The sequence below is a fragment of the Agarivorans sp. DSG3-1 genome (assembly GCF_046774965.1).
Lineage (GTDB): Bacteria > Pseudomonadota > Gammaproteobacteria > Enterobacterales > Celerinatantimonadaceae > Agarivorans.
Genome location: NZ_CP177241.1, coordinates 2,678,767 through 2,704,006 on the forward strand (window position 1 = coordinate 2,678,767; position 25,240 = coordinate 2,704,006).

Consider the following 25,240-nt stretch of genomic DNA (forward strand, 5'->3'; position numbering starts at 1 on the left):
CAATTAGATACTTTGTGTGAAAGTACGTGTAATTACGTCTTGTTGTTGCTCTGGCGTTAGTGAGTTAAAACGCACTGCGTAACCAGAAACGCGAATGGTAAGCTGAGGGTATTTCTCAGGGTTTTCCATTGCATCAACTAACATTTCACGGTTCATCACGTTAACGTTTAAGTGTTGGCCACCTTCAACGTCAGCATTGTGATAGAAGTAACCATCCATCAAGCCCGCTAAGTTAGATTTTTGAGTATCGTCGTCTTTACCTAGTGCATTTGGCACGATAGAGAAAGTGTATGAGATACCATCTTGTGCGTTAGCAAACGGCAGTTTAGCAACCGAAGTTAATGATGCTACTGCACCTTTTTCGTCACGACCGTGCATTGGGTTAGCACCAGGAGCAAAAGGAGCACCTGCTTTACGACCATCAGGAGTAGTACCTGTTTTCTTACCGTATACAACGTTAGACGTAATAGTAAGAACTGACTGAGTAGGAATCGCGTCACGGTAAGTTTTAAGCTTACGGATCTTAGTCATGAAGCGGTTTACTAAGTCTACAGCAATATCATCTACGCTATCGTCGTTGTTACCAAATTTAGGGTAGTCACCCTCAATATCGAAATCAACAGCGATACCGTCTTCATCACGAATAGGCTTAACTTTAGCAAACTTAATCGCAGACAGTGAATCAGCAGCAACCGATAGACCAGCAATACCACAAGCCATTGTGCGGCGAACGTCACGATCGTGAAGAGCCATCAATGATGCTTCGTAGCTGTATTTGTCGTGCATGTAGTGAATACAGTTAAGTGCGGTCACGTATTGCTCAGCTAACCAATCCATGAATGTGTCTAAGCGACCCATTACATCGTCGTAGCTTAATACTTCGTCAGTGATCTTGTCAGACTTAGGACCAATTTGAATCTTAAGCTTCTCGTCTACACCGCCGTTTATTGCGTAAAGAAGAGTTTTAGCTAAGTTGGCACGAGCACCGAAGAACTGCATGTGTTTACCAACAACCATTGGTGATACACAACAAGCAATTGCGTAATCATCGTTGTCGAAGTCACTACGCATTAAGTCATCGTTTTCGTACTGGATTGACGAAGTGTCGATAGATACTTTGGCACAGTATTTCTTAAAGTTAATCGGTAATTGCTCAGACCATAGAACAGTAATGTTCGGCTCTGGAGAAGGACCCATTGTGTAAAGTGTGTTCAAGAAACGGAAAGCTGTACGGCTTACAAGTGTACGACCATCGGTACCCATACCACCCATTGATTCTGTTGCCCAGATTGGGTCACCAGAGAACAAGTCATCGTATTCAGGAGTACGTAGGAAACGAACCATACGTAGCTTCATTACCAAGTGATCGACTAGCTCTTGAGCTTCAGACTCAGTTAGCGTACCAGCAGCGATGTCGCGCTCAATGAATACGTCTAAGAAAGTGGTAGTACGACCAAACGACATTGCAGCGCCGTTTTGAGATTTAACTGCGGCTAGGTAGCCGAAGTAAGTCCACTGTACTGCTTCTTTAGCTGTAGTTGCTGGACCAGAGATATCACAACCGTATTTAGCTGCCATTTCTTTGATTTGAGCTAAAGCGCGGTGTTGCTCGCTGATCTCTTCACGAAGCTTCATTGTTGCTTCAAGATCTGAACCGTTTACAAAGTCAGCTTCTAGAGAGCGGTGCTGTTTAACTTTGTCAGCCATTAGGAAGTCAATACCGTAAAGTGCTACGCGACGGTAATCACCAATAATACGACCACGACCATATGCATCTGGCAAACCAGTTAAAACGCCAGACTTACGGCATTTCATGATAGAGCCTGTGTATACGTCGAATACACCTTGGTTATGTGTCTTACGGTAGTCTGTGTAAATCTTGCTTACCATTGGATCTAATTCGCGATCGTAAGCTTTACAAGAACCTTCAATCATACGAATACCGCCGTTAGGGATAATCGCACGTTTTAGTGGCGCTTCAGTTTGAAGACCAACAATTGTCTCAAGATCTTGGTTGATGTAACCCGCATCGTGAGAAGTGATGGTTGAGATAACTGAAGTATCGAAGTCTACCGGCGAGTGAGTGCGGTTTTCTTCTTTAATGCCTTCCATAACTTTGTCCCAAAGCTGATCCGTAGCTTCGGTTGCGCCAGCTAGAAAGCTTTCATCGCCTTCATATGGAGTGTAGTTAGCTTGAATAAAGCTACGAACGTTAACTTCATTTTGCCATTCGCCGGCTGTAAAGCCTGCCCAAGCACTAGCAAAAACATCGTTCTTCTCTGCCATTTTTTGTCCCACCTATAAGTTGGTATACAAATGAATATTCTATGGTTTAACCAATAGCCGTTATGCGGCTATTGCTGTTCTTGGAACAAGTATAGTGCTTGTTCCAAGAGGTAAAAAACTTTAACTCTATAGTAGTGCTGGAATACCGTATTTGCCTTCCAACATACCTACCGCCATCATGGCGACAAAACAAATCAACAATACTGATGCTGGGATAATGATACGGTCCGCAAACGATAGTTTCTTCGGACGTTCTTTATCACCAATCAAACCGTTGTTATCAAGTAACATGGTTAGTGCCCAAGCCAATACTGGGTTAGTTACCGCAGCTGCAAAGATACATATACCAGCAGATTGTGAATCTTTAGTATCTTTAATCATTTGCATACCGGCTTCTAGTAGCGGCAAGAATACACCTACTAATAATGCAATCTTCATTACTGGAGGCCATACAGCCACATCCATTGGGAAACCTAAGATTGCAATAATGATACACAATGAACCTAGCAAAATTGCGCCGCCAGGAATTGGGCGTTTAGCAATGGCTGCAGGAATCATGTAAGTCCCCCAGCTAGAAGTGATGTTACCGCCACCTACTGCTGTACCTACGATTTGACGTACAGAACAGGTCGTCATGGTGTCATCTACATCCATTAGTACTTTGTCTGTACCGCGTGGATAATTTAACTCTTGGAAAATACGGTGGCCTAAGAAATCAGGAGACCACATTGCTACCGCTAAAATAGCGAACGGTAATGAAGCAATAAAGTGTTCTGCATTAGGTAAACCTAACTGCCAACCTTGCTCAGTAGAGCCCCACCAGTAAACAGGGTTTAGGTTTGGTAGGCCCATTTCTGTTTTAAAGGTAAGGTCGAAACCAGCACCGAAGGCTAAGGCAATCACTAGACCCATTACCGCACAAGCTGGAATAGCTAACCAACGCTTACCTACTTTAGCTAAGAATGCGTACAGCACGATGGTAGCGGCTAATACCACTAAGCCCACATAACCCATTTCGCCCGTTGCAATACCTGCATCAACAGATTCTAGCCCTTTCGCCCATGATTGAATGTCGCCAATCATTGACATGGTGCCGCCAAAACCTAAGAACACCAATAAGCCGCCGGCTACCCCTTCACTGGTTAAGTTCACCAGTTTAGAACCACCTTTAAAGAAACTTAATAGTAAGCCGAATACGCCCAACAGAATCGCTAAGGCTAGTGGGTGAGCACCCGCTAAAGCAATCGCACCAATTAATGGAATCATTGGCCCGTGGTTACCGGCTAAGTTCGCCCGTGGATTAAATATCCCAGAGGCCAATACACAGAATAGTAATGCTGGAATAAGCATTTCTACTCGCGCCACTTCAATGGCGAACTCAGTACCTAGGTTGATGTGATCCCAGCGCTCGGTTAATCCGTCTGCCCAAGCCATCATTACTGCAGAGTACATGGCGATAATACCGATAGTACCGGCAATGGCTGGAACCAAATCTTCCCATTCAAAGCGGAAGTCACGACCTGGTAAATTTAAACCCCAACGACGAGGTTTCATGATTTGTAGTTCGTGGTCTAAGTAATCAGAGCGAGTTTCAAATTCAGAAGCAGGGCGGTGTGCTTCGGAATAACTCAGCTCTTCGTCTTGAGACTGGTGGTTGTTACTAGACATAGTTTCCTCAAAAACAAAAAATAAAAACTGATTAATCGCAGATGCTTAAGTTAAGTAGCTTTAAGCCTGAGATCCTTCTCACTGGCGATAATCGTCTCAACAGGACGAACAACATATAAAGATAGTGAGTATAAAAAGTGAAATAACTGCATGCAGTTTAGCGTAAAAAGTGTAGTGGGTAACTGTAGTAAAGAAACATTAAAGAAATACAAAATACGGCGACGATTAAGCGGCGAAGCGCTGTTTGCTATGTCCGTTATTTTGCTGTTTGCTACCACAACATCTGCCTTCTACTTTAGTTAGCGAAATTGTATCAAAGTAAGCAAGTTCTGGAATTTGATCTACATCAAAAAAGCTCATAACTTGTGTAATTTTACTACTTTTTTGAGGGTTTTGCGGGATGAAATTCTGCTTAATTCTGATTATTCTGTAATTTACTTACTAAAGTTGTGGTTGTTAGACTGAGAGCCAAGTCACTTAAATAAACTTCTAATACAGGCTGTTTTTTACAAAAAAATAACAATTCTTTGGGGCGTGTTAGCTTACACCCGCAAAAACCGTAATAAGCTAAAATTTTGAGCTAAAATTCTAAAACTGAAAATAAATGCGCTAGCTTGGCTTGTGAGCATATAACTATGCAATCTGCTTGAATATAAAGATGCTAACAATTTGGCTTATTAGGGTGTTTTGTAATCATAAGAGCGCTAGATGCCCCATAAAATGTTGAGTTTTGTCTTTTGCGGTGATACTTTTTGTTGGGTTGAACGTGTAACAAATGATTTAACAATCGTACGCGCCTCAGGAATTAGGCATGGTTGCTGCTAGCAGTCATTAACAAGGTAAAAAAATAACTATGAGTGAAGTGGCTGCGCTAGAAGCTTCAAATATCCACAAGGTATTTGGTGATAATGAAGTACTAAAGGGCATTGACCTTACAGCAAACAAAGGCGACGTAATTTCTATTATTGGCTCTTCGGGCTCTGGTAAAAGTACTTTTCTACGTTGTATGAACTTACTTGAGATCCCCACTCAAGGCGAAATTTTGGTTCATGGTGAGCAAATTGGCTTTAAGCATTTGCGTAACGGTGAACGCTTACCTTCCGACAATAAGCAAGTTGAACGGATTCGTTCTCGGCTCTCAATGGTGTTCCAAGGGTTTAACCTGTGGTCACACATGACGGTATTAGAAAACATTGTTGAAGCCCCCATTAACGTATTAGGTATCCCCAAAAAAGAAGCCACAGAGCACGCTGAAAGTTTGTTAGAGCGGGTCGGTTTGTACGATCGCAAAGATTACTACCCCGCGCACATGTCTGGTGGTCAGCAGCAACGGGCGGCGATTGCTCGTGCCTTAGCCATGAATCCCGAAGTGATGCTATTTGATGAACCCACATCCGCATTAGACCCTGAATTAGTGGGCGAAGTGCTTAAAGTGATGCGCAGCCTGGCAGAAGAAGGCCGCACCATGTTAGTGGTTACTCATGAAATGGCCTTTGCACGTGATGTCTCTAACCAAGTACTGTTTCTTCATCAAGGTATTGTTGAAGAACGAGGCTCACCGAAAAAAGTTTTTGAGAACCCAGATTCTGAGCGTATGAAGCAATTTCTAGCGCCAAAATACTAAAATTATAAATATGGAAGACAAGCGTTTATTCGCTTAAAGCAAACAACACGGAGTAACACATGAAAAAAACACTAGTCGCGATGATCGGTGCTATTGCACTAAGCACCACAGCAGTTGAAGCAAAAGATTGGGAAGTTGTACGTTTAGCAGTAGACGTGCCTTACGAACCATTTGAGTATAAAGCGCCAGACGGCTCTCTAACGGGTTTCGAAATCGATCTAGGTAATGCGGTTTGTGAAGAAATGAAAGTGAAGTGTGAGTGGGTTATTCAGGCATGGGACGGCATTATTCCAGGTTTGTTAGCACGTAAATATGATGCGATTTTCTCATCAATGTCGATTAACGAAGAACGCGCTAAAAAAGTACTATTTTCAGAAGCTTACTACAACACGCCTACGGGCTTCTTTGGTCCACAAGCTAGCGCGGTTGATCCAGCCAAGCCAGACACACTTAAAGGCCTACGTGTAGGTGTTCAGCGCGGTACTATTCAAGATACTTACGCTACCGACAACTACTCAAAAGTTGCTGACATTAAGCGTTACACCACTGGTGATGACCTAGTGGTAGATTTACACGGCGGCCGTTTGGACGTTGTTGTTATCGATTTCCCTGTAGGTGTAAGTACTATTCTTGAAGTAGAGAAGGGTGCTGAATTTAAAGTACTTGGCGACAACGTACAATTGGGTGAAGGCGTTGGTGTAGCTGCACGTAAGCGTGACGGCCAATTGATTGAAATGTTCAATAAAGCCTTAGCTACTGTTAAAGCTAACGGTACTTACGACAAAATTAACGACAAATACTTCGAATACAGTATTAAAAAGTAAGCCTTGCACTACCATTAACCCGAGCAATGCTCGGGTTAACTTTCTAAGAGACTCATTATGTTAGATCTTCATGGTTACGGCCCTTCCATATTTATGGGGGCAATTATCACTATCGAAGTGGCCTTCTTATCATTGGCGGTAGCATTGGCTTTAGGAATGCTAGCCGCGGTAGCGCGTTTATCTAAAAATCGAATTGCGAATTTTATCGCTGTGGCTTACACCACCATTATTCGCGGTGTACCTGATTTGGTCTTAATGCTACTCATCTTCTTTGGTGCTCAAATCGGCGTTAATGCTGTTTCTGATTGGGTATACGACAATTTTGATATTGAATACTACATAAATATTAATGAGTTTGTCGCCGGTGTAACAACCATTGGGTTTATCTTTGGCGCTTATATGGCGGAAACTTTTCGCGGAGCATTTTTAGCGGTAGATAACGGCCAGATAGAAGCAGGCAAGGCTTATGGGATGAGTGCCATACAAGTGTTTCGGAGAATTACTGTGCCGCAAATGATGCGCCATGCCATTCCGGGGATTGGCAATAATTGGCTGGTGCTGGTTAAAACCACTGCCTTAGTGTCGGTGATTGGTTTGGCTGACATGGTACGCTTAGCTAAAGAGGCTGCCGGTGCAGTGCATGAACCTTTCTTATTCTTTATTCCGGTAGCATTTGTTTATCTTGCGCTGACCAGCGTGTCTGAAATTTTCCTCAAGCGTTTAGAGATTCGATTTAGCGCTGGAACGGTAAGGTAGGCGATTATTATGTATGAAACTATCGAAAACTTACTCGCCAACAACGACATTTTCACCCTCACTACGGTTCTAGGTTATTGGGACGGTTTAGTTATGACCGTGCAGTTAGTCTTTTTATCATTGATTTTGGGTTTGATTCTAGCAGTACCGCTAGCCATTCTTCGCGCCTCAGATAATGTGTTAGTTAGTCGCAGTGTGTGGCTATTTACTTATGTATTTCGCGGTACGCCGTTGTTGATTCAGCTCTATATTATTTATTACGGCGTAACCTACATTGAAGGCATTCAAGAGTCGATGTTCTGGCCAATTGTGCGAGAAGCCTTCTATCCATGTTTATTAGCCTTTGTTCTGAATACGGCTGCATACACCACCGAAATCTTCCGTGGCGCGATTGTGGCTACACCACGCGGCGAGATTGAAGCGGCTAAAGCTTACGGTATGTCTGATGCTAAAGCGATGACGCGTATTATTTTGCCTAGTGCTTTGCGTAGAGCATTACCCGCCTACAGCAACGAAGTTATCTTTATGCTGCACGCTAGCTCGATTGCCAGCATTGTTACTATTATTGATTTAACCGGTGCCGCTCGCGATGTTTATGCCAAGTATTACGCTCCGTTTGAAGCATTCACTTTTGCTGCATTGATTTATCTCTGTGTCACTTTTTTACTGGTGTTTGGATTTAAGCAGTGGGAAAAACGTTGGCACCGCCATTTACGGCCATTAAGTTAATTATAGAAAGGGGCGAAAGCCCCTTTTTTTATCAGCTCAACAAGAATCATATTATGCTTACTCTGCTTAAAAATGCTCAGCTCTATTCGCCAAGTCCAAAAGGTAAAATGGACTTACTGATCGCTAATGGAAAAATTGCTGAAATTGCTCCTCACATAGAGCTTAAAAGTAACTCGGCACTGTTCTCCACCTTGGATTTGGCTGGCGCAATTTTAGCGCCGGGGTTTGTTGACGCGCTAGTGCATTTTACTGGCGGTGGCGGCGAGGGTGGTTTTGCTTATCGTACCGCTGAGTTAAGTTTTGATGAAGCCGCACCTACGGGGGTGACCACTTTGGTCGGAGCCTTAGGTACCGATAGTGTCACCCGCAGTCCCGCACAAGTGTTGGGAAAGGCACGTGAGTTAACGGCGCAGGGTTTAAGCTGTTATTGCTACACTGGCTCTTATCATTTGCCAGTGAAAACCATCATCGGCTCGATTGAGCAAGATATTGTACTCATTCCCGAAATGATTGGGGTGGGTGAAATTGCTATTGCCGACCATCGAGCCAGCCAAGCCTCGGTTCAAGCCTTTATTGAAGTGGCCGCCGAAGCGCGCGTTGCAGGCTTATTAGCAGGTAAAAAAGGCATCAGTTTTTTCCATGTTGGTGACGGCAAAGGCAAACTGAGCATGTTAAGAGAGATTATTAAGCAATCCGACTTATCAGTCACTCAGCTTTACCCTACACATTGCAATCGCAATCAAGCCTTGTTTAACGACGCCTTAGCTTTTTTGAATGAAGGTGGCGCCATCGATTTCACTACCAGTACTATTCCGCAGTTTATCGAAGAAGGCGAGGTAAGTTGTCCTCAAGCGCTTAAAACCATTGTTGATAAAGGCTTAGATTGGCAACGGGTGAGCTTTAGCTCCGACGCCAATGCGAGTTTGCCTCTATTCAATTCAGAAGGTGAATTAGTGGGCATGCAAGCCGGTAAACTCGAGAGTTTGTATGGAGCGGCGAGACAAGCTGTTCAGGATTATGATGTTCCTCTAGAGGTTGCTTTGTCGGTGATCAGTGCCAACCCTGCTAAGATTCTGGGGCTTACTAATAAAGGCCAGCTTGCCAAAGGATTTGACGCCGACATGGTGGTATTGAACCCCGATACACTAGAGATCAAGCAAGTGATTGCTAAAGGCCAGAGTATTTGGGCTAAATAAGCCAAGTGCCTCGGGTCGTTTTTGGCTAAGGGCTAGGGCATAATAGCTTCAATTGGATTTTTAGCAGAAGTAGCCCTATGACGTTTAAAGGATTTACTACCCAGTTGGTACATTGCGACCGCTTAGCTGGTGTAGAAGACGGCGCAGTACATGCACCTATTCATAACTCAGTGCCTTATGGATATGCCGCCACTCAAGATTTAGTTGATGTATTTCAAGGCAAACAAGTAGGGCATGCTTATGCTCGTCAATCTACTCCTACCTTAGATTACCTGCAGCGCAAAATTGCCATGTTAGATGACAGTATAGGCTGTTTAGTATTTGGTACTGGTATGGCGGCAATTGGCACAGTATTTCTTACTCTGTTAAAAGCGGGGGATCACATTGTTGCTAGCCGCTTCTTGTTTGGCAATACCAGCAGCATTTTTGGCACCTTAAAAGGTTACGGAATCGAAGTAACTTTGGTTGATGCCACCAATGCAGATGCGGTAGAACAGGCTTGCCAAGCTAACACCAAAATGGTGTTTGTAGAAACCATTGCTAACCCTGCAACTCAAATTGTTGATTTAGCGGGTATCGGCGAGCTTTGCCAGCAACGTGGTTTGCTTTACGTGGTAGACAATACCCTAACGTCTTCTTATTTGTTCCAGCCAAAAACAGTAGGCGCTAGCTTAATCGTTACTTCGTTATCCAAGTATGTGGGTGGCCATGGCAATGCGTTAGGCGGTTCGGTAAGTGATACTGGCTTATTTGATTGGACGAATTACCCCAACATATTTGAAGGTTATCGTAGCGGTGACCCTAAAATGTGGGGCATTAATCAGATTAAGAAAAAAGGCCTGCGTGACTTTGGTGGCGCCCTTTGTTCGCAAACGGCTCATCTGTTGTCGGTTGGGGCGGAGACAATGGCGTTACGTATGGAGCGCCAATGCGCCAATGCGCTAGCCTTAGCTAAGATGCTGGATGCTCACCCTAAAGTGGCCAAGGTGTATTACCCTGGTCTGGAACAACATCCGCAACATCAGCGTGCAAATGACTTGTTCAAGCATTTTGGCGCGTTAGTGAGTTTTGATTTAGTTGACGGAATTGATTGTGCAGAATTTTTAGATAAAACTGAAATTGTGATTAATGCCACCCACCTTGGTGACAATCGCACACTCGCTTTGCCGGTAGCTCAAACTATCTATTTTGAAATGGGTTTAGCTGCTCGCCAAGAGTCTGGTATTAGTGAAACAATGATCCGTTGCTCTATTGGTATCGAAGACACCGAAGACTTACTGGCTGATTTTTCTCAAGCGCTTGCGCAGTTTTAGTCTGGTAGAGGTTGTTTGAATAAAAGGCCTTGGCAATGCCAAGGCTTTTTTATGGAGTTTATTTGGTGTCGATGGAGATGAGCTCTACATCGAAAACCAGGGTTGAACCCGGTGGGATAGAAGCCACGCTGCGGTCGCCATAGGCCAGCTGACTAGGAATGAAAAAGCGGAATTTTTCGCCAGCACTCATGTATTGCAAACCCTCTGTCCAGCCGGCAATTACTTGACCTAAAGGAAATTGAGCTGGGCGGCCGCGATCAACTGAGCTATCAAAGACCAGCCCGCTTAATAAGGTGCCGTGATAATGTACCGTTACGGTACTGTTGGCCGATGGCTTTTCATCACTATTAACCACATCTTCCAATACTTTATATTGCAGGCCGGAGTCAGTGGTAACAATGCCGTCTTCTTGGCCGTTTTTACTTAAGAAATCTTGGCCTAATTGGCGGTTTTGTTTAGTGGCTTTTGCGCTGTTATTGGCGCGTAAAATAAACAAGATTACAAATATCGCCAGCACCGCCAGCACAACAAATTTCAATGTATTGATCCTTCTCTGTTTTTATTGCTAACCAATGATTAGCGGAAAGCTTAGCCTAAGACTAAGCCAAAACGCTTCATTTTTGTAGATTGATTTGTGGTGGTTTTTTCTAGGGTGGTTAGCGGGTCATTTTTTTTACAAATACCACTACAAAAAGCGCAATAATAAAACTTCCGCTAAAGGCCTCAATTGCGGCAAAAATACGTGAAAAACCTACTGGGGTAAAGTCGCCGTAACCAAGGGTGGTAAAGGTGACCACGCTGTAATACAGACACTCAAAAAACGCGACAATATTGTGTCCAACGCTTTGGCTTAAGTCTAAAGATACGACATTGCCGTTAAAATGAATCCCGGTAAAAAAGTAGACTACTGCACAACTTAAAATAATTAGTAGGGAGGTAAGTACAACCCTCATTGGTTGTTCGCCATAACCACACACTAAATCCACCAGTTTTGAGATGGCGCGCTTATAAGAGTATTTGGGCATTTGATAGCGGCGCATGGTGAGTTCTTTTTTTAGAAATATCCCTGCGGTGGTAAACAAGCCTTCAGATTCAGCGGTTTTGCGTAAACAGCGGTAAACTTCTTCGGCCTGCTGGTAGTAGTCTGCCATTGCATCTTTGTCTTGCTGCTTCTCTGCTGCGCTGCCAAGCTGTTCTTGCAGCACTTTTTCTCCCACACAAAGGCTATCGCATTTACACAAGTCCATTTTTGCACCCAGCAAGTTGGTTTTGGTTAGGTTGGCATGATTGAGGTTAGCATCACGTAGGTCGGCTTTCATTAAGCTGCCATGTTGCAGGTTAATGTTGAATAGGTGGGCACCTCTTAGGTTGCTACGATAAAGGTCTACGCCGGTCATGTCGTAGCCTTGTTTATTGTTGTAATTGACTAAATCGATGCCTGCTAGGTTGGCTTTTTTTAAACTGATACCACGCAGCATTCCGCCGCGTTTCGCGTAGCTTTCGAGCTTTTCTTTTATCTCGTCACCGCTTTTATCTTCGTCTGGATCATGCCAGAAACACAAACCACTGCTTAGGGCTGGCTCTGTACAGTTTGCACCAGAGCTGTCTTGATATAAACATTCAGAGCATTTTGCCATTGCTTGTAAATTCCTGTCGCTTACCAACAAACTGATTATTAGCTAGTTTTTAAGCTTGCTTAATCATAAGTGTATTGCAAAAGCGGGATTTTGCGAGCGTGGCAGCACTAGCATGTTTAAGGACTTTGGCGGTGCTTATTGTCGCGCAATGGTTATTTGTTTTTGCTACCTAGTTGCTGAAACTCACTTTTCAGGGTTGAGTAACGTTCGGCGTGGTTATCGTTGAGTTTCAAGCCGTCGAGAAGCTTAATTGTGGTTTTACAGTCGGTGAGCAGTTGGCCACTAATGCCTTTTTGTGATTGGTTTAATTGTTTAAGTATCGCTTGGATCTTATTGAGAATGGCACCAGTGTTGCCTGGGGCCACTTGGAGCGCTTTGTCAAAGAAGTTAGTGGCTTCAATGTAGCGACTCTCTTCATAAGCCTCGATACCCATTTTATTGTATTCGCGGAACTGGCCTAGTTTCAATTCAAAATCTTCAGCTCTCAGTACTTTTTGGGCCGAAGAGAGTGAAATCGGGTCTATATCAGCTCGTTTTTCTAACTCTTCAGCAAAGGGCATCGCATATTCAAACTCACCCACTGAGTTCAACGTTAGAAAGGTATCGGGTAACAGTTCGCCACTTACTTTACTGGGCTCTTCTAACAAGCCTTCGTGACTATCAAATAGTAAGCGCTTGGCTTTGTTCATTTCGCCTTTAGTGGCATGTACACGAGCTTGGCTAATGCCTTCAAAGGCGTCAAAGTTAAAGTCTTCGTCTTTACCTTCTTCACGGCGGGCGTGAAATAGCACCGAGTTTACTTCTTGTAGCAGGCGGTTTTTACGGTATAAGTCATCTTCATTCTGGGCTTCATCAATCAGGCTACGAACGTAATTACATAGATGATGTGGACCACGGTGAATGGAGCGTCGCGCTAACTGTAAAATGGTAGAGAAGGTTTCTTTAGCTAAGGTAAGGTCACCTGCTTCCATGGCGAGTTCGGCCAACAACTGTTGGCGTTCGATACTGTTTACTGCCAGCTTTGAGGCTTTAAGCACCGTTTCCAATGCTTTGTCGGTTTCGCCTTCGGCGCGATAGGCGCGGGCTAACCAGTCGTAACCAGTAAGTAATAGCGGGCTTTCGGTTACCGAACGGCTAAGTGTACTAATTGCGCTTTTATTGTCTTTAAGTAACAAGTGCACTCGGCCAAGTGTTGCCTTAGCCCAAGTTTGTTTGCGTTCTTCAAGTATGGTTTCAAGAGCCACTTTGGCGGCTTCAAATTCACCTAAGGCAATTTGAGCTTCTACTCGCATGTTGCGGCAATAATTAGTGTAGCGACTTTCTGCTTCAATCTGTTGATCACATAGCTCAATGACTTTGTTGTAGTCTTTCTTCGCTAATGCTTGGAAAACTTCACGCAGGCTTTGGCGTTTAACATGGGCTCTGGCTAAGCGATTATGTAATTGAAACTGCGAGAAGGGTTTAGTGATAAATTCATCGGGTTCCATCTCTAATGCACTTAGCACCATGCTTTTGTTGTTATCACCGCTAATGATAAAAAATAGAGCGTCTACTTCTAATAGTTGGCTAACTCTTAGCTCTTCAAGTAATTGGCCACCGTTTTTGCCGGTGCCTAAATTGTAATCAACCAACAAAATGTCAAATTTTCGTTTACGACAGGCTCTTACTGCTGCTTCACCAGTATTGGCAAAAAAAACATCGTTTGCGCCAAAATTTTGCAACATAGCCTTAAGCATGACCTGAAACGCTCGTTGGTCATCAACAATAAGTATTTGCTTCCCGCTGTAATTGTATTGCGCTGCCATTTATGAGTTTTCTGATCACTTTTCGCTATCCTAGCATAAGTTTATCTCGGTTAAAGCAGAGAAGGGCGCAGAGAGTTAGTTGAGTAATACTATCGTTTATTTGATCTTGCCAAACTGGCCGGAATTGATTTAATATTAATCTGTTGGTGAGACTTTTGGTCTCACCAACGCTGAGTCAAAGCCAAACTTGGAGTGATCCAAGGTCGGAAAGTTACAGATCTTAAGGCTTATCCTTAAGATGGCTGGACCGCCTTAGTTGAGTGGTTAGATTTGCACAATGTATGTCTTTCTACTTAGTAAGTTAGTCTATTTACCGTTTATTACTTTCCGTATTTGGTTGGAACGCCAAGCTAAAATTAGCTTGGCGTATTTGTTTCTCTTCTCCTTTCGCCCATTCATTTCAGTTTATTCTCGCCTGCAATAGCTCTTATCTAACTTGAGCTGTGTTTTTCTGTGTCTGTTGGTTTTGATCAAGCGAAGATGTGACGATTGGCATTTATTGCGGGCATAAAAAAAGACACCCTAAGGTGTCTTTCTTTAACAAATATGGTGGAGGGAGGTGGATTCGAACCACCGAAGCTTTCGCGACAGATTTACAATCTGTTCCCTTTGGCCACTCGGGAACCCCTCCTGCTTGTGGAGCGGCATATTACCAGAACAAAGTGGGCTGTAAAGTAAAAATAAGCAGATTTTTACTGACTGACTACTGTTTGCTTATTATCTGCGCGTTTGATGCGAATAGGCTAAAGTTTTGGCTTGCTTTTCCGATAGCTAGAGATAGAACCGGAGGGGCAATATGTTAGTTGAACAAATTAGAAATAGCAGCTTATGTGACGAACTGCAGTTGGGCGATACGCTTAACCAAAGTACCGCTCATGGTGAGCAAGCGCGTTTTCATTTGTTACTAAGCATGTTGAGCCAAAACGTTTGTGACCAAGCTCAGTTTTCGATGCAAAAGCAAAATCGAGAGCAAATTCAACAAAGCCTTCGAGATAAGTTTCAATTAGCGAGTCGACGCCCCTTGTTGGCACAAGACGATGAGTTTGCTGTGCAAGCCAATTGGAGCAAGAGAGCGCAAGCGGGGGATATCAGCAGTATTCGCTTAGAGCAAGCTTTAGGTGGTTATGCAGCCAGTGCTGATGACAGCGTTGAAGGCGTGCCCGTTGAAGTCATCAATAACGTGGACTTACTCACACGTATAAAGCACTCAGTAGCCAAGCAACCTAACCAGCAAGAAGTAGATACTGAAGTGAAAGGCGTGGATATGTATAAGGTACTAAGTGACTTTGATTACTCAAAGCCACTTAAGGTGCAGTATTTTAACTAAAAAATGCTTAATTAACGAAATACCACGGTACGATTTCCGTAGACAAAAACTTTCTCGTCTAATACTTGCTGCAGGGCTTTACTTAATACCGCTTTCTCAACATCACGTCCCGCTCTAGCCATTTCTTCAGCGCTGTATGAGTGATCCACATGAATAACATGCTGTTCAACGATCGGCCCTTCATCTAAGTCGTTATTTACGAAGTGAGCAGTAGCGCCAATAATTTTCACACCACGGTCGTAAGCCTGTTTATAGGGCTTAGCACCAATAAACGCTGGCAAGAATGAGTGGTGGATATTCAAAATTTTGTTATTGAACGCTTCTACAAAGGCTGGCGTAAGAATACGCATGTATTTAGCTAATACTACGTAGTCTGGCTGGTATTGCTGAACCACTTCAATCACTTGTTGCTCATGTTCTTCGCGGCTTAAATCTACATGGCTAATGTGATGGAAGGGAATATCGAACTTTTCAGTCAGGGTTTGCAGGCTATCGTAGTTACCAACTACGGCGGCAATCTCTACGTCCATATCTCCGTATACAGCTTTCATTAGCAAGTCACCCAAGCAATGGGCTTCTTTAGTCACCATGATCACAATGCGTTTACGGCCTGCGCTTTCTAATCGGCGAATACTACCAGCAGGTAAAGCGCCGTCTAAATCGGCTAACAGGGTTTTGTCGTTAAAGTAGCCCTCTAGCTCGGTGCGCATAAAGAAACGGCCGGCAGCATTATCAACAAACTCGTTGTTTTTAATGATATTAAGTTGGTGCTTAGCACAGATGTTGGTAATGCTCGAAATTAAGCCTTTGGCATCTGGGCATTCGGTTAAAAGGATTTTTCTTTCCATTGTCTTTTCGATTTATTCAGTTTTAAAGTTAAGATTTCTTACAGCACTGCTTTAGCTTTTTGCCGCTATTACAGGGGCATTTAGCATTGCGAGCCAAAGACTTAGGCGCAAATTCGCCATCGGTATAAAACCAGCGGTCTTGGCTTTTTACAAAGTTAGAACGCTCGTGCAAAATGTTTAATTGATCATGCTCTTGGTAATAGGCTTTAAATTCCACTATGCCAGCTAGGCCATTAATAAGGTGGCAGCTAAAGAGAATTTGTAGCTTCTTCCATTGATTTTTTTCGTCTTCGCTAAAGGCGCTAGGCGCATCACCTTGACGAAAATCAGGATGGTGGGTTTGCCATAGATAGTTAGCATCTCCAAGTGTGAAGGCGGTGTAGCGCGAACGCATTAATTGCTCGCAACTAACAGGCTTGGAAGTACCGTTTATAAAAGGCTGGCAGCACTGATGAAAATCACTACCGCTGCCGCAAGGGCAAAGTAACACCGGAAGACCCCAAATTTGACCAAGGCCGAAGTGTAGCAAGAAGCTGCCCATAAGGCAGCTTAATATTGGTTAGAGTTTACACATTGATGAGCTATATTTGCGCTTAGATAAGGTTATTAGTCGCATATGTTGCTAATTGCGGGTCAAAGCGTTGGCCTGCGCGTTGCTCAAGCTGCTGCTGTAGTTGCTCACTGTTGCTGTACTCAGCCAAAAATACCGCCAGTGCAATGATTCGAGCGAAGGGGTGGATAGCTTCGGCTGCTAGGCCCAAAGGTTGGCCGCTACCATCCCAATATTCTTGATATTGGTTCGCCACTATTAAGGCGGCGTCTATTATCATTTGTACGCTGGGATCTTGAAGATACTCAGGTAAGCCGCAGTGCTCAGAAATTCTATTCCAGCTATCTTTATTTAGCATATTACAGCTGAGCAGCACGTCGGGCAGGCCCACATTGGCTAAATCATAAAAGCCTGCAATTTGGCGCAGGCAAAGGCACTCTTGAGGGTTTAGCTTTAACGCGGGCGCTAACTGCTCACAGTTGCTTTCAATAGTGCGCTGTAAATCTGTTTTAGGGCGTTCGCTTTGAATACTTTGGTAGATCATTTCTACTAGCTGTAGTTGACCGTGAGCCAATTGCTTTTGCAATTGACGGTTCTCTAATCGTACCGAGGTACTTTGAATATAAAAGCTTAAGGGTTCGAATTGCGGCTGGTCTTGCTCTGTCCAACCTTCTAAATAAAACATCATTGGTTCGCTATCACTATTCGCTAAGTAAAACAGCGCGTTACCTTCTGCGTATTGATGTTGTTGAGTTTGTTGAACTTGATTTATCAGGTTTTGGATCCGATTGGGGAGCTCATGTAGATTGTGAATTTCTTTTAAATAGTCCAACTTACCTTGGCTATGTAAAACACATAGTTTTGAGCGATAAACGCTAATCGCCATTCCACTAATAGAGACATTATTAAGTTGTTTGCTAAGTAAACTTGATAGCTCTTCAAAGGCACTGGTGGCCAGCTTTTGTTCATTTTCACAATTGGCTAAGTGACTAGAAGAGTTTATCACCGCACGCAGGTTGTTGCGTTGCAAATGCAGTTCAGTGATTTCTTGATAAGCCCTCAAAGACGCACACATTAAAGTGTCTAAGTTTACATCACTAAGCTCGGTTTTATTCTTGTAATCACTGACATCATATCGACGAATAACATCTCTAATAGGCGCTAAACCGGGTTGGCCAGTCCGTAAAATAAGACGGATTTCGTGATTATTTAAACGCTGACGAATATCATCAATCAACAGTAAACCAGCGTCATCACTTTCCATCACTACGTCTACTAAGGCGATTGCTACGTCGGCATGGTTGCTGAGTAGTTCGTAAGCTTCGGCGGCGTTGTAGGCATCAATAAAGGTCAGTTTGCGCTCTTGGTAAGAAAAATTATTAAGCACCAGCTTGGTTACCGTGTGCATCTCGCTGTCATCATCAACAATGAGCACCTTCCAAGGCGTAAGCTCTATTGAGTCATTGGCGGCTTCGTCTTCTTCATCAAACAAAAATAGCTCTGCACTATCATCCATCGCGACGCTCCCCACAAATAGATTAAGACTTTTATCATCAGTATAGAAAATTCCTAGAGTCTTCATGGATATTTTTCTTAAAACCCGATATTAAACACGCTAAGCTAAAAGGATTGCGCATACCTGCTAGGAAATTGATTTTGCATAATAAATTTGTCATTGAAGCCTTGGACTCTGGATTGGCTGAAGCCCTGAAAAACAAGATTGATCTTAAAACCAAGCCGCAAGGTTCCCTAGGGCAACTTGAAGACTTGGCCTGTCAGATTGGCCAGATTCAATCTACCCTAGAGCCTGAGATTCGTAAGCCTAAAATGATTGTGTTTGCTGCTGATCATGGGATAGCGAGTGAAGGGGTGAGCGCCTACCCACAGGCTGTTACGGCGCAAATGGTGCAAAATTTTGTAAACGGTGGCGCTGCAGTTAATGTGTTTTGCCGCCAACACAGCCTCGATTTCGAAATTGTAGATGTTGGCGTGGCTGAATTATTGTCAGAAGAAGGGATTGAGTGTTGCAAGGTAGCGCCAAGTACCCAAAGTTTTTTAGCGAGTGATGCAATGAGCCAAGCACAATGCATACAAGCCATTGAAGTGGGCGCGGAGCGGGTAGCGCAAGCCGCACGAGAAGGCTCTAACTTACTAGCTTTTGGTGAAATGGGCATTGCCAACACGGCTAGTGCGGCAGCGTTAATGGCGGGGTGTTTACAGCTTGATGTTGCAGAGTGCGTAGGCCGTGGGACTGGATTAGATGACCAAGGCTTACAGCATAAAGTAACAGTGTTAGAGCAAGCTCTAAAGCACCACCAAGGTGACTATAGTGCTCAGCAGTGGCTGGCTAAAGTAGGTGGTTTAGAAATTGCGGCTATGGTGGGCGCAATGTTAGAAGCTGCTCATCGCCGAATGGTTATTTTAGTGGATGGATTTATTTGTTCATCAGCGGCTTTAGTAGCCAGCCAAATCAATCCTTTAGTAAAACAATACATGGTGTTTTGCCATCAAAGTGCCGAGCAAGCACATCAGCGTTTATTAAAAGCATTAGGCGTCAAGGCTTTGTTAGATTTGTCTTTACGTTTGGGCGAGGGCAGTGGGGCGGCGTTGGCCTATCCGTTAGTGTGTTCGGCAGTTAATTTTTTAAAGGAAATGGCTTCATTTGATTCCGCCGGAGTTAGCCGTGAGCATAGCTAAGCTGCTTAAGCATGAGCTCAACCTGCTGTTGAACGCCTTAAGTTTTTTTAGCCGAGTACCGGTGCCTAACAGTGTCACTTACAATGCGACCAGTTTAAGCCAGTGTGTGGCTTATTTTCCTTTTGTAGGCTGGTTAGTCGCCTGGCTTAGCGCAGCGGTAATGATTGGCTTGATCCCGGTACTGGGTGCGCCATTAGCGGTGTTGTTGTCGATGGTCGCCAGTTGCTGGGCGACTGGCGCATTTCATGAAGATGGTTTTGCAGATTGCTGCGATGGCTTTGGTGGGGGGTACCAAACCGAACAAATACTCACCATTATGAAAGACTCCCGCTTAGGCACTTATGGTGTGCTGGGTTTGTGTTGCATGTTGGCGTTAAAGTTTTCCGCCTTATTAAGCCTTAGCCAGCAAATGTCGATGATGAATCTGTTATTGGTTATCTGGCTTGCTCATAGTTTAAGCCGCTTTAGCGCGGTGTTACTGATATGGCGCTTAGATTATGTGCGCGAACCATCTGAGCCAAGCAAAGCTAAAGCAGTCGCGCAGTCTATTGGGCGTAAAGAACTTGTGCTTGCATTATGTTGGGTAGCTGTTCCGGCAATCTTAATCAGTACCCATGTTTTGGCACTTGCTCTGATAAGTAGTTTGGTCGTTACAGTGCTTTGGGCCAGATACCTTAAGTTAAAGCTTGGTGGTTATACTGGCGACGGTTTAGGGGCTCAGCAGCAGCTCGCAGAAGTGATGATTTATATTGCCTTGGTGGCTGGGTTAAATACCGGTGTATTGGTGTGACCCGAGTATTATTGATACGCCACAGCGCTCCACTGATTGCGCCAAATCATTGTTACGGCCAGTTAGATGTCTTAGCCGAATCGACAGGCTTAACACTGGCGGTAACTAAACTCAGCGCTCAGCTTGCTGCATTATCTATCGACAAGGTTATTTGCAGCCCACTACAGCGTTGCTCACAGTTAGCTGACGCTTTGGGGTTAGCGAAAGTAGTAGAATACCAAACTTGGCTCAAAGAGATAAACTTTGGCCTTTGGGAAGGGCAAAGCTGGGATACTATTCCAGCCGCAGAATTACAAGCTTGGGCCGATAATTTAAGCTCTTTTCGCTTAGGAAAAACGGGCGAAACGGTGACCGAGTTTCGAACGCGAGTATTGAATGAATGGCTGCAACTGTGCGCGCTTCCAGAGCAAGAAAAGACCATAGTTTGCATCTGCCATGCGGGTGTTATCCGCACCATTGTGGGAGAGGTACAAAACTTAGCTATCGAGCAGTCTATGACGCTTCCCCTTAACATGGGCTCACTCACTAGCCTTAAGATCCATTCTCAAGGAGTTACGCTTGAATACACCAATCGTTAGTTTTTTTACAGCGGTAGCGCTGAGCTTTTCTATGCCGAGTGCGTTTGCTCAAGAACAAACTCTGGGCGGCGCTGAGGCGGGTTCACCCAAAGTGAATATTATTGGCAAGTGCTGGCAGCGAGACACCAAGCCAAAAGTAAACAAATGCTTGGAAAACAGCTTGGCTCGGCTGGATCACCAAGTCAGACAGCGTTTAGTGGTTTTGAATCAACAAGCGGTGGATTTGGAGTCTATTAGTGAAGGTGCTAAAGGCTTGGTGCTTGCGTTAGAAAGTGCCAAGTCAGAGTTTGGCGAATTTCGTCAAGCATTGTGTCACTGGGAGGGCTTAATGATGGCGGGAGGAAGTGGCTCAGCCAGCCAGTATTTGAGTTGTGAGATAGAGCTAACTCAGCACTGGTTAAGCCGTTTACATCAGTGGTAATTCTGATTGATGGCTAAAAAATACAGCTAAGACCGATGACCTAGCTGTATTCAGTATTATTATTTACTCTCTATTTAGCGTCTGCTTCTGCTTTTCGAGCTTCTTGGCAACCTTTAATCGCGGGAGCGAGGATCTCTAAGGCAGTTTTGTCGCAAGGGCTTAAGCTGGCGTCTGATTGATTTATTGGCGTAACCCGCTTACCCCAGCGAATAGCCGCCGCTCCCCAGGTTAAACCCGCACCAAAGGCTGCAAGCAATACGTTATCACCGGGTTTGATTCGACCTTCTTCTAAGGCTTCACAAAGCGCAACTGGTACGGTAGCAGCAGAGGTATTACCGTATTTTTCAATGTTCACCATAATGTTGTCGTACGGAGCATCAATACGTTTAGCCAGCGCATCAATAATACGTAAGTTAGCTTGGTGAGGCACAATAAAGTTAACTTCGTTATTGGCTATATTGGCTTGCGCCAGCACATTAGTCGCCGCTTCGCCCATACCTTTTACTGCGCGCTTGAAGATTTCTGGTCCCTCAAACTGAAAGTTGTATAAGGTGTCTACACCAGAAAAACGCTTACGGTTTGTTCCGAAATCAGAGATAAACAAAATCTCACGCTTTTCGCTGTCACAACCTAATTTGGCCGCTAAGAACCCCACTTTTTCTGCGTCGTCATTAGCTTCTAAAATAACCGCTCCTGCGCCATCGCCAAATAATACGGCGGTATCGCGTTTGGTCCAATCGAGAAGTTGAGTCAGGCGCTCAGCACCAATTAACAAAATGCGCTTCATTGCTCCGGTTTGAATAAGTGCAGACGCCGTTTGCATACCATAAACAAAGCCACTACAGGCAGCGTTCATATCAAATACTGCAGCCTGGTCAGCTTTTAAAATTTGTTGAACACGGCTGGCGCTGCTCGGTACCGAGGTGCCAGGGGTGCAGGTACACAAAATAATCGCGTCTAGCTGATCTGCTGTTAGGCCGGCGGCTGCCAAAGCTTGTAAGCCTGCTGTTGCTGCCAATTCAGCAATATCAACATGCGAAACACAGCGCTCTTTAATCCCTGTGCGGCTACTAATCCACTCATCCGATGTGTCGAGAAATGTACTTAAGTCGTGGTTAGTGAGTCGTGCTGGAGGCATACATTTGCCCCAACCGGTTATTTCAGCATTGTGCATAGCGAGCTTAAAATCCTAGCTAATTTATAGTGCAAAGGATTATGCCTGATGCTCGGCAAATAACCAAACGAGAGCAAAATTTAGTCTCGAACTGCTAGTTTTGAGGCTTAGTTTGAAATTCTAGTCAAAACTGTCGTTTTGTAGGGCTTTTTGTGCGATAATTGTCCGAAATTGATGGACTAGACCTACAGAAGTGTAGGCATATTTGTGTGACAGGGATGCTTTATTTTTCTCTGACTAACGTAAATGAGGTCTATTATGACTATTCACAATATACATTCCACCCTGTCTCCGCCTGGTGCGCAAGATGATAAAACTACTTGTTTTAATGATAATACGCGTTTTTTTGTGCTAACCGTTGATTTCTACGCAGACTCTTTAAGCTTATTGGCCTTTGGTGGTGATGTGATTGGCAATTTGCCTCCTACTAAACAGGTGGCGGTAAATGGCGAAGTGGACGATCTTGATAGTTTTTTCCGAACCATGTTTATTTGGTCGTTTTCCAGTATCTCCGAAGTGGACGCTCCTTCCCCATTGAATCCTCAAGATTGGTTGTTACTAGACGCGAACGAAGCGTAGATTAACCCAAGGACTAGGGCGCTAGTTGTATAGCGTCCAATTGTTTTATCAGAGAGTCAAAGTAACGTGCCCCCGAAGCTTTTAATTCAATATTCTGGAGTTGTGCAAGTCTTAGCGACAGTAACCTAGCTTCACTCTTAGCTAAAGCTGGTGCCAAAGTGAGTAATTTAGTTTATGGATTACTGAGAAGATCTGATGGTTGCTTGAATCAATCGTTTAATGAGCCATTTAATCATCAACAGTGGGATTCGCAACAAGCTTAGGGTGGGAATGGCAACTGCTACTAGGGTAGCAATTGCCTATTAGCCTCTTCTATAAGTACCTTGTACGAAGATGTTGTTCAAAATACTGGCTATTCAATGTTTCGCCAGTGGCGCGGCGTACCAACTCATCGGTTTCATAAATACTGGCTTGCGACCAAATATGTTGTTGAAGCCAAGCAAAGGCTCCACTGTAATCTCCAGCGGCAATCGCTTGTGGAGTATCTGGTTTTGCTTTTACCAGAGCAGCATGAAACTGCGCCGCATACATTGCCCCAAGTGAGTAGGAGGGGAAGTAGCCGATTAAGCCAGCAGGCCAATGTACATCTTGCATGCAACCATCTTTAAAGTTCCCCTTGGTGGATAAGCCTAAATATTGCTGCATCTTTTGGTCCCACAGCTGTGGGATATCCGCCACACTAATTTTCTGATTAATTAAGTCTCGCTCTAATTCGTAACGCAACATAACATGAGCAGGGTAGGTGAGCTCATCAGCGTCGACGCGAATGTAACCGGGCTTAACGCTTAAGTAGTGGCGTTTAAGTTCTTCTAATTGCATGGGTTGTTGTTGGCATAAATGCTGATTAACCAAGGGAAGCAACTGCTCTACAAATGGTTGGCTGCGCCCTAGCTGCATTTCAAAAAATAGGCTCTGGCTTTCATGAATACCCATAGAGCGGGCTTGGCCAAGGGGCAAGTCTAGGTAATCTAGCGGTAGGTTTTGCTCGTAACGGGCATGTCCTGTTTCATGTACTACACCCATTAATGAACGGGTAAAGTCTTCTTCTTCGTAACGGGTGGTGATACGAACATCGCTAGGTACGCCGCCACAGAAGGGGTGAGCGCTTACATCTAATCGGCCGCGCTTAAAATCGAATTGCAGTTTTTCCATTACGGCCAAACCAAGTTGCTTTTGTTGCTCGCTAGGAAAAGGCCAATTTAGCTGTAGTGCTGGCCAAGTAGATTGCTTATCAACCACTTGTTGAATTAGTTGCGGTAACCAAGTTTGGATCTCGCCAAATACCGTGTCTAAACGTTGCATTTGCATGCCTGGTTCGTATAAATCCAGCATAGCATCATAAGGATTCAAACCTGTTTGTTCGGCACGTATCTGTGCTTCTTCTATCGCCAGTTGCATAACGGCTTGCAGGTTTACCTGAAAAGATTTCCAGTCGTTGGCGCCACGTTGGTCTCGCCAAGCGTGCTCACAATGGGCAGTGGCTAAAGACTTTGCTTTTACTAAGTCTGCAGGCAGTGCAGTATTGTTGCACCAACTGCGTTCCATTTCTCGTAATGAAGCTTGTTGAATAGGGTTAAGGTTTTCTTGTGCAGCCTGGCCTAGCCAATCTTGCATTTCAGGGCGAGTGGCTTTTTCATGAATTAGCACAGCTAGTTCGGCGAGGGCTTCTGCACGCGCTTGATTGCCGCCATCTGGCATCATGGTAGCTTGATCCCAGCCGCATATAGCACTTAAATGTGACAGCTTAGAAAGGTGCTGAAAATGTTGGCTGAGTGCTTGGTAAGCGCTTTGCTTAGACATAGTAATTCCTTGAGTAACCTAGTTTACGCTAGGCGGCGAGCGTGACGCTCACGGTTATCGAGTTTTTGTGACTCGCTTTTTTTCAATAAAACGTAAATAGCGCCTGTGCCACCGTGCATGGTTTGGGCACTATGAATGGCTAATACCGCATCAATTTGTGGTAACCATTGGCTTACGTAACTTTTAAGTAAAGCGGGTGGTTCACTGTTGTGGCCTTTACCAGGAATGATAAGGGCGCTACGAATATTGAGCTCTTGGCACTGCTTAATAAAGCTCACCACCTCGTTGCGAGCTTGTTCTAGCCTAAACTTATGTAAATCGAGTTTGGCTTGAATCTCATATTTGCCCAAGCGTAGCTTTTTAAACACACCTTGTTGTAGGCCTGACTTTTTGAATGACACTAAGTCGTCAGGATGAAGCAGGGTGACATGCTCGAGGGATAAATAATCTTGAGAAGTGGCGTGATGATGCTCGGCGGCTTGTTGACGCGCTTGCTTGGCTGCATCATTGAGGCTATCAGAACCACAGAGTACCGCATCTTGTTTTAACGGTTTTACGCCAGCAACTTCTTGCTGGAAAAGATCAAATTCATTAGACATAAAAGAACCCCTGAACAACGAAGTCCCTTCTTTATAAAA

23 protein-coding genes, 1 tRNA gene and 1 riboswitch are annotated in these 25,240 nt (G+C 44.3%); of the genes, 12 read left to right on the plus strand and 12 right to left on the minus strand.

The annotated features are described in order from the left end of the window. Positions 1-3: 3 nt before the first annotated feature. Both pflB and ACLD71_RS12540 read right to left on the minus strand, forming a co-directional pair. Positions 4-2,286 carry a formate C-acetyltransferase gene (pflB, locus tag ACLD71_RS12535; protein ID WP_137672630.1) on the minus strand — a complete coding sequence of 761 codons (2,283 nt, stop codon included), beginning with the start codon at positions 2,284-2,286 and terminating at the stop codon, positions 4-6. A gap of 126 nt (positions 2,287-2,412) precedes the next feature. Continuing rightward, positions 2,413-3,954 carry a DUF3360 family protein gene (locus ACLD71_RS12540; RefSeq protein WP_411990909.1) on the minus strand — a complete coding sequence of 514 codons (1,542 nt, stop codon included), beginning with the start codon at positions 3,952-3,954 and terminating at the stop codon, positions 2,413-2,415. Positions 3,955-4,807: 853 nt separating this feature from the next. Here ACLD71_RS12540 and ACLD71_RS12545 point away from each other — a divergent pair. From ACLD71_RS12545 to ACLD71_RS12570, 6 genes are all read left to right on the plus strand, one after another. Next, entirely contained in the window at positions 4,808-5,578 is a 771-nt protein-coding gene (locus ACLD71_RS12545; protein WP_137672632.1) for an ABC transporter ATP-binding protein, read from the plus strand. A gap of 59 nt (positions 5,579-5,637) precedes the next feature. Further along, positions 5,638-6,402: a transporter substrate-binding domain-containing protein gene (locus tag ACLD71_RS12550; protein ID WP_137672633.1), complete on the plus strand. Its 765-nt coding sequence runs from the start codon at positions 5,638-5,640 to the stop codon at positions 6,400-6,402. A gap of 57 nt (positions 6,403-6,459) precedes the next feature. Then, complete coding sequence (locus ACLD71_RS12555; protein ID WP_137672634.1) at positions 6,460-7,158, plus strand: ABC transporter permease; 699 nt, start codon at positions 6,460-6,462, stop codon at positions 7,156-7,158. A gap of 9 nt (positions 7,159-7,167) precedes the next feature. Beyond that, complete coding sequence (locus tag ACLD71_RS12560) at positions 7,168-7,887, plus strand: ABC transporter permease (RefSeq protein ID WP_137672635.1); 720 nt, start codon at positions 7,168-7,170, stop codon at positions 7,885-7,887. A 53-nt stretch (positions 7,888-7,940) separates the two neighbouring features. Then, positions 7,941-9,083 (plus strand): beta-aspartyl-peptidase, encoded by a 1,143-nt coding sequence (gene iadA, locus ACLD71_RS12565; protein WP_411990910.1) that lies wholly within the window; start codon positions 7,941-7,943, stop codon positions 9,081-9,083. A gap of 77 nt (positions 9,084-9,160) precedes the next feature. Beyond that, positions 9,161-10,396, plus strand: coding sequence for a cystathionine gamma-synthase family protein (locus ACLD71_RS12570; RefSeq protein ID WP_411990911.1), 1,236 nt, complete (start codon positions 9,161-9,163; stop codon positions 10,394-10,396). A 58-nt stretch (positions 10,397-10,454) separates the two neighbouring features. Here the strand turns inward: ACLD71_RS12570 and ACLD71_RS12575 are convergent, their stop codons facing one another. The 4 genes from ACLD71_RS12575 to ACLD71_RS12590 form a co-directional block, all read right to left on the minus strand. Next, positions 10,455-10,934 carry an FKBP-type peptidyl-prolyl cis-trans isomerase gene (locus tag ACLD71_RS12575; RefSeq protein ID WP_137672638.1) on the minus strand — a complete coding sequence of 160 codons (480 nt, stop codon included), beginning with the start codon at positions 10,932-10,934 and terminating at the stop codon, positions 10,455-10,457. Between the two features lie 118 nt (positions 10,935-11,052). After that, on the minus strand, positions 11,053-12,033 hold the full coding sequence (locus ACLD71_RS12580; protein WP_137672639.1) for an ion channel: 981 nt from the start codon (positions 12,031-12,033) through the stop codon (positions 11,053-11,055). A 152-nt stretch (positions 12,034-12,185) separates the two neighbouring features. Then, positions 12,186-13,838 carry a response regulator gene (locus ACLD71_RS12585; RefSeq protein WP_411990912.1) on the minus strand — a complete coding sequence of 551 codons (1,653 nt, stop codon included), beginning with the start codon at positions 13,836-13,838 and terminating at the stop codon, positions 12,186-12,188. Between the two features lie 170 nt (positions 13,839-14,008). Next, a riboswitch (cyclic di-GMP riboswitch) is annotated at positions 14,009-14,093 on the plus strand. 292 nt (positions 14,094-14,385) lie between these two features. Next, positions 14,386-14,469: transfer RNA gene (locus ACLD71_RS12590), tRNA-Tyr, on the minus strand. A gap of 165 nt (positions 14,470-14,634) precedes the next feature. Here ACLD71_RS12590 and ACLD71_RS12595 point away from each other — a divergent pair. Continuing rightward, on the plus strand, positions 14,635-15,165 hold the full coding sequence (locus tag ACLD71_RS12595) for a VC2046/SO_2500 family protein (protein WP_411990913.1): 531 nt from the start codon (positions 14,635-14,637) through the stop codon (positions 15,163-15,165). Between the two features lie 11 nt (positions 15,166-15,176). On the opposite strand, the gene purU is transcribed toward ACLD71_RS12595, so the two are convergent. The 3 genes from purU to ACLD71_RS12610 are packed head-to-tail and all read right to left on the minus strand — an operon-like array spanning position 15,177 to position 18,079. After that, positions 15,177-16,013, minus strand: a complete 837-nt coding sequence (gene purU / locus ACLD71_RS12600) for a formyltetrahydrofolate deformylase (protein WP_411990914.1) — start codon at positions 16,011-16,013, stop codon at positions 15,177-15,179. 28 nt (positions 16,014-16,041) lie between these two features. Beyond that, on the minus strand, positions 16,042-16,554 hold the full coding sequence (locus tag ACLD71_RS12605) for a YchJ family protein (RefSeq protein WP_411990915.1): 513 nt from the start codon (positions 16,552-16,554) through the stop codon (positions 16,042-16,044). A 52-nt stretch (positions 16,555-16,606) separates the two neighbouring features. Further along, a complete protein-coding gene (locus ACLD71_RS12610) occupies positions 16,607-18,079 on the minus strand; it encodes a DUF3369 domain-containing protein (RefSeq protein ID WP_411990916.1) in 1,473 nt (490 codons plus the stop codon). Between the two features lie 140 nt (positions 18,080-18,219). On the opposite strand from ACLD71_RS12610, the gene cobT reads away from it, so the two are divergent. From cobT to ACLD71_RS12630, 4 genes are read left to right on the plus strand one after another with little or no spacing between them, the layout of a single operon-like run. Next, the gene (cobT, locus tag ACLD71_RS12615) at positions 18,220-19,260 is read left to right on the plus strand and encodes a nicotinate-nucleotide--dimethylbenzimidazole phosphoribosyltransferase (protein WP_411990917.1); all 1,041 of its coding nucleotides are present in this window, start codon (positions 18,220-18,222) and stop codon (positions 19,258-19,260) included. After that, the gene (locus tag ACLD71_RS12620) at positions 19,247-20,050 is read left to right on the plus strand and encodes an adenosylcobinamide-GDP ribazoletransferase (protein ID WP_411990918.1); all 804 of its coding nucleotides are present in this window, start codon (positions 19,247-19,249) and stop codon (positions 20,048-20,050) included. Before cobT ends, ACLD71_RS12620 begins: the two co-directional genes overlap by 14 nt. Further along, entirely contained in the window at positions 20,047-20,628 is a 582-nt protein-coding gene (locus ACLD71_RS12625) for a histidine phosphatase family protein (protein WP_411990919.1), read from the plus strand. The genes ACLD71_RS12620 and ACLD71_RS12625 overlap by 4 nt, the downstream gene beginning before the upstream one ends. Then, positions 20,609-21,049, plus strand: a complete 441-nt coding sequence (locus tag ACLD71_RS12630) for a lysozyme inhibitor LprI family protein (protein WP_411990920.1) — start codon at positions 20,609-20,611, stop codon at positions 21,047-21,049. Before ACLD71_RS12625 ends, ACLD71_RS12630 begins: the two co-directional genes overlap by 20 nt. A gap of 70 nt (positions 21,050-21,119) precedes the next feature. Here ACLD71_RS12630 and ACLD71_RS12635 read toward each other — a convergent pair whose 3' ends face one another. After that, on the minus strand, positions 21,120-22,223 hold the full coding sequence (locus tag ACLD71_RS12635) for a ketoacyl-ACP synthase III (protein WP_411990921.1): 1,104 nt from the start codon (positions 22,221-22,223) through the stop codon (positions 21,120-21,122). Positions 22,224-22,481: 258 nt separating this feature from the next. Between ACLD71_RS12635 and ACLD71_RS12640 the strand changes: the two genes are divergently transcribed. Further along, positions 22,482-22,802 (plus strand): hypothetical protein, encoded by a 321-nt coding sequence (locus ACLD71_RS12640; protein ID WP_137672650.1) that lies wholly within the window; start codon positions 22,482-22,484, stop codon positions 22,800-22,802. 312 nt (positions 22,803-23,114) lie between these two features. Here the strand turns inward: ACLD71_RS12640 and ACLD71_RS12645 are convergent, their stop codons facing one another. Both ACLD71_RS12645 and smrA read right to left on the minus strand, forming a co-directional pair. Further along, positions 23,115-24,602: a carboxypeptidase M32 gene (locus ACLD71_RS12645; protein ID WP_411990922.1), complete on the minus strand. Its 1,488-nt coding sequence runs from the start codon at positions 24,600-24,602 to the stop codon at positions 23,115-23,117. A 23-nt stretch (positions 24,603-24,625) separates the two neighbouring features. Further along, the gene (gene smrA / locus ACLD71_RS12650) at positions 24,626-25,201 is read right to left on the minus strand and encodes a DNA endonuclease SmrA (RefSeq protein ID WP_411990923.1); all 576 of its coding nucleotides are present in this window, start codon (positions 25,199-25,201) and stop codon (positions 24,626-24,628) included. Between the last annotated feature and the right edge of the window lie 39 nt (positions 25,202-25,240).